Origin of the sequence: Rhodoferax koreense, assembly GCF_001955695.1 — a bacterium.
Lineage (GTDB): Bacteria > Pseudomonadota > Gammaproteobacteria > Burkholderiales > Burkholderiaceae_C > Rhodoferax_B > Rhodoferax_B koreensis.
Genome location: NZ_CP019236.1, coordinates 5585578 through 5600255, shown reverse-complemented (window position 1 = coordinate 5600255; position 14678 = coordinate 5585578). Strand labels below are relative to the sequence as shown.

The window sequence follows — 14678 nt, the reverse complement described above, 5'->3', positions numbered from 1 at the left end:
GCAGGCATGCTTGCGGTTTTGACTGGATGAGCAGACCGACATGAGCAGCACAAAATTCGATTTCGATCTCTTCGTCGTGGGCGGCGGCAGCGGCGGCGTGCGTGCCGCGCGCATGGCGGCGCAGCGCGGCGCGCGCGTGGCCCTGGCCGAGGTGGCCGCGCTCGGCGGCACCTGCGTGAACGTTGGCTGCATTCCGAAAAAACTCTACAGCTTCGCCGCGCATTACGCCGAGTATTTCGAGGAAGCGGCCGGTTTCGGCTGGAAGGTCGGCCATCCCACGTTCGACTGGGACGTGCTCAAGGCCAATCGCGCGGTGGAAATCGGCCGGCTCAACGCGATCTACCAGCAATTGCTGGTGGGGTCGGGCGTGGAGATCGTCACCGGCTGGGCGTCGCTGGTGGATGGCCACACCGTGAAGGTGGAAAACAGGCGCTACACCGCGCGCCACGTCCTGATCGCCACCGGTGGCACACCGAACGTGCCGGCGGTGGGTGGTCACGAACATATCGTGACCTCGGACCAGATGTTCGACCTGAAACCGTTTCCGAAACGGCTGCTGGTGGTCGGCGGCGGCTACATTGCCTGCGAATTCGCCTCGATCTTCAATGGGCTGGGTGCCGAGGTCACGCTGGTGCAGCGTGGCGGCCGGCTGCTCACGGGTTTCGACCAGGACGTGAGCCGTTTTCTCGAGCTCGAGATGCGCAAGGCCGGCGTGGACGTACGGCTCAATGCCAGCGTGGCCAACATCGCCAAGATCCGCCACGGCCTGGACGTGACGTTGTCACAGGGCGGCGTGGTGCAGGCCGACACCGTGCTCTACGCGGTCGGGCGCACGCCCAACACCAGCGGGCTGGGCCTGCAGGCGGCGGGTATCAAGACCACGGAGAAAGGCGCGATCGTGGTCGATGCGCACTACCAGACGTCGCTGCCGTCGGTGTTCGCCCTGGGGGACGTGTCGACGAAGCTGCAACTCACGCCAGTGGCGCTCGGCGAGGCCATGGCCCTGGTCGACCACCTGTTCGGGGCCAAGGCGGGCAAGAAGGCCCGCGAAATGGATTACGACTTCGTTCCCACCGCTGTCTTCACCCATCCGAACATCGGCACCGTGGGGTACACCGAGGCGGCGGCAAGAGCCAAATTCGGCGACATCACCGTGTTCCGCAGCGAATTCAGGGCCCTCAAACACACGCTCAGTGGTAGCCAGGAGCGCACGCTGATGAAACTCGTCGTCGACACCGCTTCGGACCGTGTGGTGGGCCTGCACATGGTCGGGGCGGACGCCGGCGAGGTGGTGCAGGGCTTTGCCGTGGCCATGCGGGCCGGGGCGACCAAGGCAGTGTTCGACACCACCATCGGCATCCATCCGACGATGGCCGAGGAATTCGTGACCATGCGGGAGCCGGTGCCCGACGGAGAGTAGGCCGGACACCGGGGCGGCCAGCACCCGCCCGGGCGCGGGATCACCCTATCGCAGTTCCATTTCCTGGGCGGGCTGCGGCACCGGCACATGCCAGGGCGATGCCGCATCGAGCGCGGCGTCGTAGGCCGCGAGCTCGGCGTCGGGATTGGGGCGCGCCTTGTCCATCAGGTGGTAGGCGCGCTGCTGCAACTGGCGCAGCGATTCGGAGCGGCGCATCGCCTGTTTGACCTGCCGGGGAGCGAGCATCAGCGCGAAGGGATTGAGGGCGGCTGGGTTGCGCATGCGGCTTCCTTGTGTGTTGTTGTCCATCTGGCGAGCCGGGCACCGGGCCCGTGCCCGGCGCTTCTCGGCTCGCGTCGATGATCCCCTGGGCCTGCGCGTCGCGCTGTGGGCGCGGCGCGGCTGGTGTTGTAGGAACGCGCCGCCATCGGGGCCATATTCACCGTTCACGTTTCTTGCGGCGTTGCACAATAGGCGCATGCCTTACCTTCCCGCCTTCATTGCCCCCAGTCGATTCACGGATCCCGCCGCCGCGCTGGCGCAGGTACAGCACATCTATCAGCAGCAGATCGACCATTTGCGTCACGCCATGCAGCGCTTCGTCGCTGGCGACACTTTGCCGGGTCATGTGCGCGCCTGTTACCCCTTCGTCCGCGTGCATACCGAAACGGTTGCCCGCGCGTCCAGTGCGCCGCTGGAAAGTGCGCACCTGAGCTACGGCTTCGTGGCCGGCCCGGGCCGTTTCGAAACCACGCTCACGCGGCCGGACCTGTACGGCGACTACTACCTCGAGCAATTCCGCCTGTTGCTGCAGAACCACCAGGTCGAACTCGAGGTCGGCACCAGCACGCAGCCGATCCCTGTGCACTTCTCGTTCGCCGAGCACGACCACGTGGAAGGCAGCATGAGCGCCGAACGCCGCATGCTGATGCGCGACGTGTTCGACCTGCCCGATCTCGCCTCCATGGACGACGGCATCGCCAATGGCACCTACGAGCCGAAGGCGGGCGAGCCGCAGCCGCTGTCGCTGTTCACCGCGCCGCGCGTGGACTATTCCCTGCACCGGCTGCGCCACTACACCGGCACCGCGCCCGAATGGTTCCAGAACTTCGTGCTGTTCACCAACTACCAGTTCTACATCGACGAATTCGTGCGCATGGGGCATGAGGCCATGGCCGATCCGCACAGCGAATACGTGGCCTTCATCGAGCCGGGCAACGTGGTGACGCGCCGCACCGGGCTCGCGGCCGAGGCGCTGGACGCGCTGGGCGTGCCGCCGCCGCGCCTGCCGCAGATGCCGGCCTACCACCTGGTGCGCGCCGACAACCGCGGCATCACCATGGTCAACATCGGCGTCGGCCCGGCCAATGCCAAGAACATCACCGACCACATCGCCGTGCTGCGCCCGCACGCCTGGATCATGCTCGGCCACTGCGCCGGCCTGCGCAACAGCCAGCAACTCGGCGACTACGTGCTGGCCCACGGCTACGTGCGCGAGGACCACGTGCTCGACGAGGAGCTCCCGCTGTGGGTGCCGATCCCGGCGCTGGCCGAGATCCAGGTGGCGCTGGAGGCGGCGGTGGCCGACGTCACCCAGATGAAGGGCACGGCGCTGAAGAACATCATGCGCACCGGCACGGTGGCCAGCACCGACAACCGCAACTGGGAACTGCTGCCCAACAACCAGCCGCAGCGCCGATTCAGCCAGAGCCGGGCGGTGGCCCTGGACATGGAAAGTGCCACCATCGCCGCCAACGGCTTCCGCTTCCGCGTGCCCTACGGCACGTTGCTTTGCGTGAGCGACAAACCTTTGCATGGCGAGATCAAGCTGCCCGGCATGGCCAACCATTTCTACCGCGAACGCGTAGACCAGCATCTGCGCATCGGTATCCGCGCCATCGAACTGCTGCGCGCGCAGGGGGTGGACCAATTGCACAGCCGCAAGCTGCGCAGCTTCGCCGAAGTGGCTTTCCAGTAAGCGCGCAGAACAACAATCCAACGGGATGGGCCCTACGATGCAGCTCGACATTCTCACCCTGCTGGTGATGACGGCGGTCAACCTGCTCATGGTGTCGGCGGCGCTGCCGGTGATCATGGGCCCGCGCATCAGTGTTGCCGCGCGTTGCGCGCAGCTGAGTCTGCTGGCGCAGTCGATCGCCTGGTGGGCGGTGATCGCCGCAGGCCACGGGTATGAGTTGGTGATGATGACCTTGGCGGTGGGCTTCACCTGCATCAGCCAGTGGCTCATGCTGCGCGCGCTCGGTGGCTGGCTCGGCCATCGTCCTGGTGAACGCTGGTTGCGCGCGCTGGTGGTGCTGGCGCCACTGGGTTATTTGATCGGCGGCAGTTTCAATGGTGTTTTCCGCTCCGGCTGGGGCAATGCCTGCGTGGCCCTGGCCATGCTCATCGTGGCGCGCGGCACGCTGATGCCACTGCGCCAGAGCACGCGGCCGTGGCGGTGGCTGCTGTTCGGCTGCATGCTGGTGATGGCCGGGCTGGTGGTTGCGCGCGGCGTGATGGGCACGTTCTTTTCCGAGAGTTATCTGTCTTTCCAGACGCCGCAGGCCGTGAACCTGGCCATGGCCGCCGGCGCCAACCTGAGTCTGGTACTGGTGACGGTCGCCATTCTGGTGGCCTGGCGTGAAGAAGCCGAAGGCAAGCTGCGCACCATGGCCATGACCGATGGCCTCACCGGCCTGTTCAACCGCCGCGGCTGGACCGATCGCGCCGAAGCCATGTTCGCCAACGCCCAGCGTTACCAGCAGCCGCTGACGATGATCATGCTCGACCTGGACCACTTCAAGCGCATCAACGATACCCACGGCCACGAGGTGGGCGACCAGGCGCTGAAGCTGTTCGCCCGGCTGCTGCGCGAGACCCGCCGCACCGGCGACCTGGTGGGGCGCCTGGGCGGCGAGGAGTTCTGCATCGTCCTGTCCAACACCCACAAGTCGGCCAGCACCGGCTTCGACCAGCGCCTGCGCGGCCGGCTGCGCGAAGTGGCGCACAAGGAATTGGGCTTCACCATGGATTTCAGCGCTGGCGTGGCCGTGCTGAAAGACGGCGATGCCACGCTGGCCGGCCTGCTCGCGCGTGCGGACCTGGCGCTCTACCAGGCGAAGAACAGCGGCCGCGGTCGGATGGTGATGTCCGAAGGCGGCCTGGGCGCGACCGTCATCTGAGACGGCGCGCGAGAACCTGACGCGCCTTATTCGACGAGGCCGTTGAGCTTCGCGTATTGCAGCAGCATGATGGTCTTGCCATCGCAGATCTCGCCGCTGGCCACCATCGCCAGCGCCTGGTCGAGCGGCAGTTCCAGCACCTCGATGTCCTCGCCTTCGTGGGCCTCGCCGCCGCCGGCCGACACCCGGTCCGCCGCCGCATATTCCCCGACGAAGAAGAACAGGCGCTCCGTCACCGAGCCCGGGCTCATGTAGGCCTCGAACACCTTGCGCACGTCGCGGATGCGGAAGCCGGTTTCCTCCTCCACCTCGCGGCGGATGCAGGTGACCGGGTCGTCCTGGTCGAGCAGGCCGGCGCAGGTCTCGATGAGTCGCCCGCCGGGCGTGCCCGTCACATAGGCGGGGAAGCGGAACTGCCGCGTCAGCACCACGGTGCGCCGCGCGCGGTCGTAGAGCAGGATGGTCGCGCCATTGCCGCGGTCGTAGGTCTCCCGGCTCTGGCGTTGCCACCGGCCGTCGCGGCGGCGCAGGTCGAAGGTGTTCTTCTTCAGCACGTACCAGTCGTCGGACAGCACCTGCACATCGACGATGCGGATGTCTTCCGAATCCGAAATTTCAGCGGTTTGCATGTTTGAGGCTCCTGGAAGTCTGCGGAATGCCCGATTTTAATCAAATCATGCAAATTCGTGCAATATCAAGAAATAACGTGCAGATCCGTGTGCACGATTTAAGATGCCGGCATGCTCACCCAGCAACGCAAACAACTGATCCTCGACAAGCTGCGCCAGGACGGCCGCATCGTGGCCGCCAGCCTCAGCGAAAGCCTCGGGCTGTCGGAAGACACCATCCGCCGCGATCTGCGTGCGCTGGCTGCCGCCGGCCTGCTGCAGCGCGTGCACGGTGGCGCGCTGCCGGCGTCTCCTGCCGCGGCCAATTTCGCGGCGCGCAGCGGGCTGGAGATCAGCGGCAAACAGGCCATCGCACGCGCCGCGTCGGCCATGGTGCAGGAGGGCCAGGTGGTGTTCATCGACGGCGGCACGAGTTGCCAGCAGCTGGCGCTCCACCTGCCGCACGCCCTGCGCGCCACCGTGGTCACCCACAGCCCGACGATTGCGCTGGCGCTGGTCGACCACCCGCTGGTCGAGGTGCTGCTGGTCGGCGGCCGCTTCTACAAACATTCGGTGGTGGCGGTGGGCGCGGCCGCGGTCGAGGCCATCGGCCGTGTCCATGCCGATCTGTTCTTCATGGGGGCCTCGGGCATCAGCGCCAGCGTGGGCCTGAGCACCGGCGACATGGAAGAAGCGCTGGTCAAACGCGCGATGATGGCCCACGCGGCCGAGACCTGGGTGCTGGCCTCGGCCGAAAAGCTCAATGCCGCATCGCCCTATGTCATCGCCGCCTGCAACGAAGCCACCGGCCTGATCGTAGAAAACGGCACGGCCGAAAAAGCCACGGCGGCGTTCGCGGCGCAGGGGTTGGTGATCGTGCGGGCTTAGACCGGGGCCGGCGGCGGCCGGATGTCGCCAGGATTCCCGGAGACCTCGGCCCGCAGCTGCGGCAGGTACTGCGGGTATTCGCGCTGCACGAAGTCCACCATCGCCTCGCGCACTTCGCAGCGCAGGTCCCAGCTCTGGCCGGAACTGGCCGAAGTGACGAGCCAGCGCAGCTGCATCGCGCGTTCACCGGCCTCCACCACCTGCAGCAGGCACAGCCGGCCATCCCAGTGCCGCGACGCCTGGCACGCGGCCAGCGCGGCCTCGCGCAGCGGCGCCAGCGGCATGCGGTAGTCGACCCACATGAACACCGTGCCGATGATCTCGGCGCTCTTGCGCGTCCAGTTCTGGAACGGGTTTTCGATGAACCACTGCAGCGGAATGATGAGCCGGCGCTGGTCCCAGATCGCCAGCACCACATAGGTGCCGGTGATCTCCTCCACGCGGCCCCATTCGCCCTGCACGATGAGCACGTCGTCCAGCCGGATCGGCTGCGCCAGCGCGATCTGCAGACCCGCGATCAGGTTGCTGAACACCGGCCGTGCGGCGATGCCGGCCACCAGGCCCACCACACCGGCCGAGGCCAGCAGGCTTGCGCCGAACTGGCGCGCGCCGGGAAAGGTCATCAGCATCAGCGCCAGGCCGGCCAGCAGCACGATGAACATCGCCGTGCGCGCCAGCAACTGCGTCTGCGTCTGGATGCGGCGTGCGTTGAGGTTGTCTTCCACCGTGACCGGATAACGGCTCATCACACCCCGGGCCGCGCCGCGCACCGCGCGCACGCCGAGCCAGGTCAGCGCCGCCAGCAGCAACAGGCCGCTGGTGTGGCGGATGCCGCCGATCATCGGAAACGTGTCCGGCGCCGCCTGCCACACCGCCTGCAGCGCCACCAGCGGCAGCAGGAACTGCGCGGGCGAGCGGCACTGCTCGACCACGGCCGAGGCCACCGGCGAAGACCGCGTCAAGCGCCGCAGCACGATCGTGCCCGCGCGGTGCAGCACCAGTGACAGCAATACCGCCACCGCGGCCGCGATCAAGATGCGGGAGGCCGATTCGTCGGCCCAGTTCACCCAGTCGAAATTGTGCATGTGAGCCATCCTAACGGGATGGCCAACGCCCGCACAGGCGATCCGGCCTTAAGCCAGGCGCGGCTTCACCTTCGATGCCGCGAGCTTGGCGTTCTTGCGCGCCACTTCCACGTCCGCATCGAAGGCCAGCGCCACGCCCATGCGGCGCTTGACGAAGCTCTCGGGTTTGCCGAACAGGCGGATGTCGGTGTTGGGCACCCGCAGCGCCTCGTCCACACCGTCGAAGACCAGGCCCTTGGCGTCCGCGCCGCCATAGATCACGGCGCTTGCGCCGGGGCTCTTGAGCGCGGTGTTGACCGGCAGGCCGAGGATGGCGCGGGCGTGCAGTTCGAATTCGTTCTGCCATTGCGTGGCCATGGTCACCATGCCGGTGTCGTGCGGGCGCGGGCTGACTTCGCTGAACCACACGTTTTCGCCCTTCACGAACAGCTCCACGCCGAACAAGCCCTGGCCGCCGAGGTTGTCGGTCACGGCCTTGCAGATCTGGCGGCATTTCTCGAGCGCGGCCGGGTGCATCGGGTGCGGCTGCCAGCTTTCCACGTAGTCGCCGCTGACCTGGATGTGGCCGATCGGCTCGCAGAAATGGGTTTCGATCTCGCCGTTGGCGCCCAAGGCACGCACGGTGAGCTGGGTGATCTCGTAGTCGAAGTCGATGAAGCCTTCGACGATGACGCGCCCGTGGCTCACGCGGCCGCCGGCCATGGCGTAGTCCCAGGCCTTCTGCACGTCGGCCGGGCCGTCGATCTTGCTCTGGCCCTTGCCCGAAGAACTCATCACCGGCTTGACCACACAGGGGTAACCGGTGGTGCTGTCGATGGCGGCCTGCAGCTCGGCCAGCGAATCGCAGAACACGTAGGGGCTGGTCGGCAGGCCCAGGGTTTCGGCGGCCAGGCGGCGGATACCTTCGCGGTCCATGGTCAGGCGCGCGGCGCGGGCCGTGGGGATGACGCGCACCGTGCCGGCGGCCTCAAGTTCTTCGAGCATCGGCGTGGCGATGGCTTCGATCTCGGGCACGACCAGCATCGGCCGCTCGGCTTCGATCAGCGCCTTGAGCTGGGCCGGGTCGCTCATGGTGATGGTGCGCGCGTGGTGCGCCACCTGCTGGCCGGGCGCGTTGTCGTAGCGGTCGACGGCGATGGTCTCCACGCCCAGGCGCTGCAGCGCGATCAGCACCTCCTTGCCCAGCTCGCCGGAGCCGAGCAGCATGACTTTGGTTGCATGGGGGGAGAGGGGGGTGCCGAGGGTGGTCATGACGATTTGCCGAAAAAAAGGAAGACCGGGCACTGTAATCCATTGCCGCGACTTGCTGCGGCGGGCCATGCCGCTGGTTAAAGTGTGCCCTGGTGACTTCGAGGAGATGGGCATGGCGGCGGCTTCCAAAAAACGGGCGGCGGGCATTCGGGTCGGCGTGGGCGGCTGGACCTTCGCGCCGTGGCGCGACAACTTCTACCCCAAGGGCCTGGTGCAGAGCAAGGAGCTGGTCTATGCGAGCCGCCAGCTCAGCGCCATCGAGATCAACGGCACCTACTACAGCACGCAGAAGCCGGAAAGCTTCGCCAAGTGGCGCGACGAGACGCCGGACGATTTCGTGTTCTCGCTCAAGGCCACGCGTTACGCGACGAACCGGCGTGTGCTGGCCGAGGCGGGCGAGTCGGTGCATCGCTTCATCCACAGCGGCATTGCTGAGCTCGGGCCGAAGCTCGGCCCCATCGTCTGGCAGTTCATGCCGACCAAGGTATTCGATGCCGAGGACTTCGAGGCTTTCCTGCAGCTGTTGCCGGACAAGATCGACGGCCTGCCGCTGCGCCACGTGATGGACGTGCGCCACGAGAGTTTCATGGTGCCCGAATACCTGGCGCTGGCGCGCCAATACGGCTGTGCCAGCGTGTTCACCGATTCCGAGAAATTCCCGTCCTTTGCCGACCCCAGCGCCGACTTCATCTACGCCCGGCTGATGCGCAGCCGGGAAGACCTTCAAGCCGGCTACCCGCCGAAGGAGCTTGCACAGTGGGCGGCGCATGCGCAGACCTGGGCCGCAGGCGCCACGCCCGAGGGTCTGCCGCTGATCGAAGCCAAGCCGCCGGCGAAATTCGCCAAGGCCGCTCCGCGCGACGTTTTCATGTTCTTCATCAACGGCGCCAAGGAGCGCGCGCCGGCGGCTGCCCAGGCGGTGCTGAAGAAGCTCGGCTTCGTGCCGGAGGCGATCTAGGTGCACAGGTATTCCAGCTTGACCATGCGGCGCACGGCCCGGAAACTGACCCACGCAAAAAACAAAGAGGAGACCATCTTGCCCATCGAATTCCCAGTTTCCCCGCAGCCCACCCGCCACGGCACGGCCTGGGCCGCGTGCATCGCCCTGGCCGCCACCGCGCTGCTGGCCGGCTGCGCCAGCGCTCCCAAACCGGTGGCCTGCGCCGACCTGAAAGGCGCGACCGTACCGGCCTCCGCCATCGGCCTGCCGACCCAGGGGGCCGCGGTCGTGACGGCCGAAGTCGTGGCACCCGCCGGCAGCGGCATGGCCGCCACGGGCGCCTATTGCAAGCTCAGCGCCGACATCCTGGCCGCCGACCCGCAGGCGCCGCGCATCAATCTGGTGCTGAACCTGCCGGTGGACTGGAACCGCAAGGGCCTGATGTTCGGTGGCGGCGGCTTCAACGGCACGGTGCCGCCGACCAACGGCAACATCCCCGCCGGTCCGGACAACGTGCCCGTGCCGCTGGCGCGCGGTTACGCCACCTTCTCCAGCGACTCGGGCCACCAGGCCAACGCGCTCGCGAGCCAGGACGGCGCCTTCGGCATGAACGACGAAGCCGTGCGTAACTTCTCGGGCGACGCGTTGAAGAAGGTGCACGAAGTGGCCATGGCCCTCATCACCCGGCACTATGGCGTGAAGAAGCCGGAACGCATGTACTTCGTCGGCGGCTCCACCGGCGGGCGCGAGGCCCTGGCCGTGGCGCAGAAATGGCCCGACGACTGGGATGGCGTGGTCGCGCTCTACCCGGCCTGGAACGCCGCCAGCCTGGGCCTTCAGTTCGGCCGCATCACGCGGGCCTTCGCCGCGCCCGGTGCCTATCCGAACCAGGCCAAGCGCCGGCAGCTGTATGACGCGGCCATGCAGGCCTGCGACGGGCTCGATGGCGTGGCGGACGGCCTGATCAGCAACCCGCGCGCCTGCAACGCGCGCTTCGATCCCGCCACGGCCACGGTGCGTGGCCAGCCGCTGCGCTGCCCCGGCGGCGCCGAGTCGGGCGACACCTGCCTGTCGGACGCGCAGATCGCCGCGCTGAACGTCTTCAACACGCCGATCGCCTTCGGCTATCCGCTGGCCAGCGGCGAAACCCAATACCCCGGCTTCAACACCTGGGGCTCGGACCTCGGCATGGCCGGCAGCCAGCCGCTGCAGGCGCGCGTGACCTTCCTCGCCCTGGGCACGGCGCAACCGGCCCAGCCCATGCCCACCGGCGCCAACACGGCACCTTACGGCAGCGTGTTCTGGGACCAATGGGTGAAGTATTTCGTGACCCGCACGCCGGGCTACGACAGCCTGAGCCTGGACCCGCAGAACCCCGGCCCGTGGCAGGCGCGCATCAGCACGCTCACCGGCTTGCAGGACATCAACCGCACCGACCTCTCGGCGTTCCAGGCGCGCGGCGGCAAGCTGCTGATGGCCCATGGCGCGGCCGACGTGCTGGTCAGCACGCGCGCCACCGCGCAGTATTACGAGCGCCTGCAGGCCACCATGGGCGCAGCCCGGGTGCGCGAATTCGCGCGGTATTACGAGATCCCCGGCTACGGCCATGCCGCGAGCACGGTGTTCAACGCCGCCTGGGATTCGCTGGGCGCACTCGAGGCCTGGGTCGAGCGCGGCCAGCCGCCGCAGGCGCCGGTGGTGGCCGACAGCATCGGCGTGCCCGGCCGCACCCGGCCGCTGTGCGACTACCCGGCCTGGCCGCGTTACAGCGGGAGTGGCGACGTGAACCAGGCCGCCAGCTTCGCCTGCGCCGCGCCTTGAGCACGGCGATCGACATGGCCCCGCCAGGCGCGGGGCTGGCGCCGGGCCAGCACAATGACCCCATGCAAGCCCCACTCTTCGAAGCCCGGCACCTGTTCAAGCGCTACGGCGATAACACCGTGGTGGACGATCTCTCCTTCGCCATCGCTCCCGGCGAATGCCTGGGCGTGATCGGCCCCAACGGCGCGGGCAAAACCACCACCATCCGCATGTGCCTGGGCCAGACCGTGCCCGACCGCGGCGAAGTGCAGGCCTTCGGCCTGGCCATGCCGCAGGACGAACTGGCCATCAAGGCCCGGCTCGGCGTGGTCACGCAATTCGACACGCTCGATCCCGACTTCACCTGCACCGAGAACCTGCGTGTGTTCGGCAGCTACTTCGGCCTGCGCGACGCCGATGTGCGTGCGCGCATTCCGCAACTGCTCGAATTCGCTGCCCTGTCCAGCAAGCACAACGCCAAGCCCGGCGAACTCTCGGGCGGCATGCGCCGACGCCTGAGCCTGGCGCGCGCGCTGGTCAACGATCCGCAACTGCTGCTGCTCGACGAACCCACCACCGGCCTCGACCCACAGGCGCGCCACCTGATGTGGGAGCGGCTGCAGCGCCTTTTGCAGCAGGGCAAGGCCATCCTGCTCACCACGCATTTCATGGACGAGGCCGAGCGCCTGTGCTCGCGCCTGCTGGTGTTGGACCACGGCAAGAAGATCGCCGAGGGCAAACCGCGCGAACTCATCGAAGAACACCTCGAGCCCGAGGTCGTCGAGGTCTACGGCCAGGGCGCGCTGGCGCTGGCCAACGACGCGGAACACGAGGCGCTGCGCACACTCGCGGCACGTGTCGAGGTGAGTGGCGAAACCGTGTTCTTCTACACCCGTTCGGCGCGAGAAGTCCTGGCCGCACTCACCGGTGCCGCCACGCTCGGCCACCTGCGCACGCTGCACCGGCCGGCCAACCTGGAAGACCTGTTCCTCAAACTCACGGGCCGGCAGATCCGGGAAGACGCATGACCAAGGCCGCATCGGTATGGAGAAGACCTTCGTTGTCGGGACGCTGGTGGCCCGTCTTCATGCGCAACCTGCTGGTCTGGCGCAAGCTCGCCATCCCGAGCCTGGTCGGCAATATCGCCGAGCCCTTGATGTGGCTGGTGGCCTTCGGCTACGGCATGGGCGCGCTGGTGGGCCAAGTCAGCGTGGGTGGCGACGCAGGCACCAAGGTGCCCTACATCCTGTTCCTCGCCAGCGGCTCGATCTGCATGAGCGCGATGAACGCCGCCTCGTTCGAAGCCCTGTACTCCGCCTTCTCGCGCATGCACGTGCAGAAGACCTGGGACGGCATCATGAACGCGCCGGTGAGCCTGGACAACGTGGTGCTGGCCGAGATGCTCTGGGCCGCGTTCAAGGCGCTGTTCACCGTGAGCGCCATCCTGTGCGTGATGCTGGCCCTGGGCATCAGCCACAGCTGGAAACTGCTCGTGGCCTGGCCGGTGCTGCTCGGCGTGGGCATCATGTTCTCCAGCATCGCGCTGATCTTCAACGCGCTGGCCAAGGGCTACGACTTCTTCACCTACTACTTCACCCTGGTGCTCACGCCGATGATGTTCCTCTCCGGCGTGTTCTTCCCGCGCGAACAGCTGCCGCCGGTGGTGCGCGCCATCTCGGACTGGCTGCCGCTGACCAACGCCGTGGAGCTGGTGCGGCCCTTGTTCATGGACCAGTGGCCGGCGCATCCTTGGCGGCATGGGGTGGTGCTGGTGGTGACGACGGTGGTGGCGTTCTGGGTGGCATTGGCGTTGACGCGGAAGCGGTTTCGGAGCTGATGCTGCGCCCTGGATCAAATCCCCGTTCGCCCTGAGCCCGTCGAAGGGCCGTCAGATGTGATGCCCTTCACCGCACCGTCGCATGCGGATGCTGCGGATGGTCCAGCGTATCGCGCACCAACCGCAGCGCCGCATCGCATTCGTCGCGCGACATCGGCCCGCCCAGGCAGATGCGCACCGCGTCCGGCGGCGCGCCGTCCGTCGAGAATGCCGCGCTCGCCACCACCCCCACGCCTTGCGTGCGCAGGTAGCCCGCGAACTCGACCACGCTCCAGTCCGAATCCAGCGGCAGCCACAGGTGAAAGCCCTCGGGCTGGGGCGCGGGTGCGTGGTGGCCGAGGTGTCTGGCCGCGAGCGTCTGCCGCGCCAGCGATTCCTGCCGGACCGCCTGCACCATGGCGTCGGCCATGCCGTTCAAGGTCCAGCAGGTGGCCAGCGCATTGGTCACGGGGGAGGACATCACGGTGGTGGCGCGTAGCGCGCCGGCCAGGCGCTGGGCCTGGCGCGCGCCCGGGGCGTGCACATAGGCCGTGCGCAGGCCGGCGCCGATGCATTTCGAAAGTCCCGTGACGTAGTAGGTGAGCTCGGGCGCGAGCGTGGCCAGCGGCGGCGGCGCCTGGCGCGACAACATGCCGTAGGCGTCGTCCTCGATGATGGGCACGCTGTAGCGCAGCGCCACGTCGGCCAGCGCTTCGCGGCGCGCGCGCGACACGGTGGCGGTGGTCGGGTTCAGCAGCGTCGGGTTGCAGTACAGCGCCTTGGGCTGCAGGGTGCGGCAGGCGTGTTCGAAAGCTTCGGCGTCCGGTCCTTCGTCGTCGAGCAGCAGGGCGTGCAGTTGCACGCCGAGTTGCGCGGCGATCGCTTTCAGCCCCGGGTAGGTGAGCGACTCCACGCAGATCAGTTCACCCGGCCGCGCGAGCAGCGAGAACAAGGCCGTCAGCACGCTGTGGATGCCGGGGCAGACCAGCACCTGGTCCATGCGGCAGTCTGGCAGGTGCGGGCGCAGCCAGCGGAGGGCGGCCTCGCGGTCCTGGGGGGCGCCACCGAAGTCCTGGTAGCGCATCAGGTCGTAGAGGCTGGCGTCGGCCATCAGGCGCGCGGCGCTGTCGCGCAGGCCCGCCAGCAGGTTGATGTCTTCGGGCTCGGGCGGCATGTTCATGGTCATTTCGGCGCCGCTGCCGCCGCGCAGCTGGATGGCCGGGCTGCTGCCGCGCACGTAGGTGCCCATGCCGGTGTGCGAGTCGATCAGCCCGCGCTTGCGCGCCTCGGCATAGGCGCGCGCCACGGTGGTGTAGTTGAGCTGCAGGTCGGCCGCGAGGTCGCGCAGCGTGGGCATGCGGTCGCGCGGTGAAAGGCGGCCCACGCGCAGGTCTTCCGCGATCAGGTCGGGCAGCAGCAGATAGGCCGGCTTGGTGCTGGCGGCGAGGCGCTTGGCCCATTGGCGCGTGAGGGGTGTCATGTGGGAAACCGTTCTCCTGATCGCATGGATTGATCGCATCGGATGATTGCATCGAGGCCTTGGATGACGTGCACGAAGCGTGCCCGCCACGGACGGCCGCGTCGGGCGGGTCGGCATGCCGATGGTGCGTGGCCTGCGGTTTATCGGGTGCATTGATCGCACGTGCAGTGCTTCATTGCGGTGCAGAGGTGGTCCCGGCCGGCCACCT

Annotated in this window: 13 protein-coding genes; 8 read left to right on the top strand and 5 right to left on the bottom strand. The window is 67.7% G+C overall.

The genetic code is table 11. The features are described from left to right. The first annotated feature begins 40 nt into the window (after window positions 1-40). The gene (gene gorA / locus RD110_RS25880) at window positions 41-1420 is read left to right on the top strand and encodes a glutathione-disulfide reductase (RefSeq protein WP_076203684.1); all 1380 of its coding nucleotides are present in this window, start codon (window positions 41-43) and stop codon (window positions 1418-1420) included. 45 nt (window positions 1421-1465) lie between these two features. Here gorA and RD110_RS25875 read toward each other — a convergent pair whose 3' ends face one another. Further along, on the bottom strand, window positions 1466-1702 hold the full coding sequence (locus RD110_RS25875) for a hypothetical protein (protein ID WP_157900331.1): 237 nt from the start codon (window positions 1700-1702) through the stop codon (window positions 1466-1468). A 196-nt stretch (window positions 1703-1898) separates the two neighbouring features. Here RD110_RS25875 and RD110_RS25870 point away from each other — a divergent pair, with 196 nt between their 5' ends. Further along, window positions 1899-3398, top strand: a complete 1500-nt coding sequence (locus RD110_RS25870; protein WP_076203679.1) for an AMP nucleosidase — start codon at window positions 1899-1901, stop codon at window positions 3396-3398. Between the two features lie 37 nt (window positions 3399-3435). Beyond that, window positions 3436-4602 (top strand): GGDEF domain-containing protein, encoded by a 1167-nt coding sequence (locus RD110_RS25865; protein WP_076205718.1) that lies wholly within the window; start codon window positions 3436-3438, stop codon window positions 4600-4602. Between the two features lie 26 nt (window positions 4603-4628). Here RD110_RS25865 and nudK read toward each other — a convergent pair whose 3' ends face one another. Next, window positions 4629-5231 carry a GDP-mannose pyrophosphatase NudK gene (gene nudK / locus RD110_RS25860; RefSeq protein ID WP_076203676.1) on the bottom strand — a complete coding sequence of 201 codons (603 nt, stop codon included), beginning with the start codon at window positions 5229-5231 and terminating at the stop codon, window positions 4629-4631. Between the two features lie 111 nt (window positions 5232-5342). On the opposite strand from nudK, the gene RD110_RS25855 reads away from it, so the two are divergent. Beyond that, the gene (locus RD110_RS25855) at window positions 5343-6098 is read left to right on the top strand and encodes a DeoR/GlpR family DNA-binding transcription regulator (protein WP_076203674.1); all 756 of its coding nucleotides are present in this window, start codon (window positions 5343-5345) and stop codon (window positions 6096-6098) included. Here RD110_RS25855 and RD110_RS25850 read toward each other — a convergent pair. Together RD110_RS25850 and purT are read right to left on the bottom strand one after the other, a co-directional pair. Beyond that, window positions 6095-7183 carry a mechanosensitive ion channel family protein gene (locus tag RD110_RS25850; RefSeq protein WP_076203671.1) on the bottom strand — a complete coding sequence of 363 codons (1089 nt, stop codon included), beginning with the start codon at window positions 7181-7183 and terminating at the stop codon, window positions 6095-6097. The genes RD110_RS25855 and RD110_RS25850 overlap by 4 nt on opposite strands. 48 nt (window positions 7184-7231) lie before the next feature. Continuing rightward, window positions 7232-8434, bottom strand: coding sequence for a formate-dependent phosphoribosylglycinamide formyltransferase (purT, locus tag RD110_RS25845; protein WP_076203668.1), 1203 nt, complete (start codon window positions 8432-8434; stop codon window positions 7232-7234). Window positions 8435-8546: 112 nt separating this feature from the next. Here purT and RD110_RS25840 point away from each other — a divergent pair, with 112 nt between their 5' ends. From RD110_RS25840 to RD110_RS25825, 4 genes are all read left to right on the top strand, one after another. Beyond that, the gene (locus RD110_RS25840) at window positions 8547-9392 is read left to right on the top strand and encodes a DUF72 domain-containing protein (protein ID WP_239467127.1); all 846 of its coding nucleotides are present in this window, start codon (window positions 8547-8549) and stop codon (window positions 9390-9392) included. A 78-nt stretch (window positions 9393-9470) separates the two neighbouring features. Beyond that, the gene (locus tag RD110_RS25835; protein WP_394329428.1) at window positions 9471-11195 is read left to right on the top strand and encodes a tannase/feruloyl esterase family alpha/beta hydrolase; all 1725 of its coding nucleotides are present in this window, start codon (window positions 9471-9473) and stop codon (window positions 11193-11195) included. Between the two features lie 62 nt (window positions 11196-11257). Continuing rightward, a complete protein-coding gene (locus RD110_RS25830; protein WP_076205713.1) occupies window positions 11258-12202 on the top strand; it encodes an ATP-binding cassette domain-containing protein in 945 nt (314 codons plus the stop codon). Then, window positions 12199-13011, top strand: coding sequence for an ABC transporter permease (locus tag RD110_RS25825; protein ID WP_076203664.1), 813 nt, complete (start codon window positions 12199-12201; stop codon window positions 13009-13011). Before RD110_RS25830 ends, RD110_RS25825 begins: the two co-directional genes overlap by 4 nt. Before the next feature lie 67 nt (window positions 13012-13078). Here RD110_RS25825 and RD110_RS25820 read toward each other — a convergent pair whose 3' ends face one another. Further along, window positions 13079-14470 (bottom strand): aminotransferase-like domain-containing protein, encoded by a 1392-nt coding sequence (locus RD110_RS25820; protein WP_076203662.1) that lies wholly within the window; start codon window positions 14468-14470, stop codon window positions 13079-13081. Between the last annotated feature and the right edge of the window lie 208 nt (window positions 14471-14678).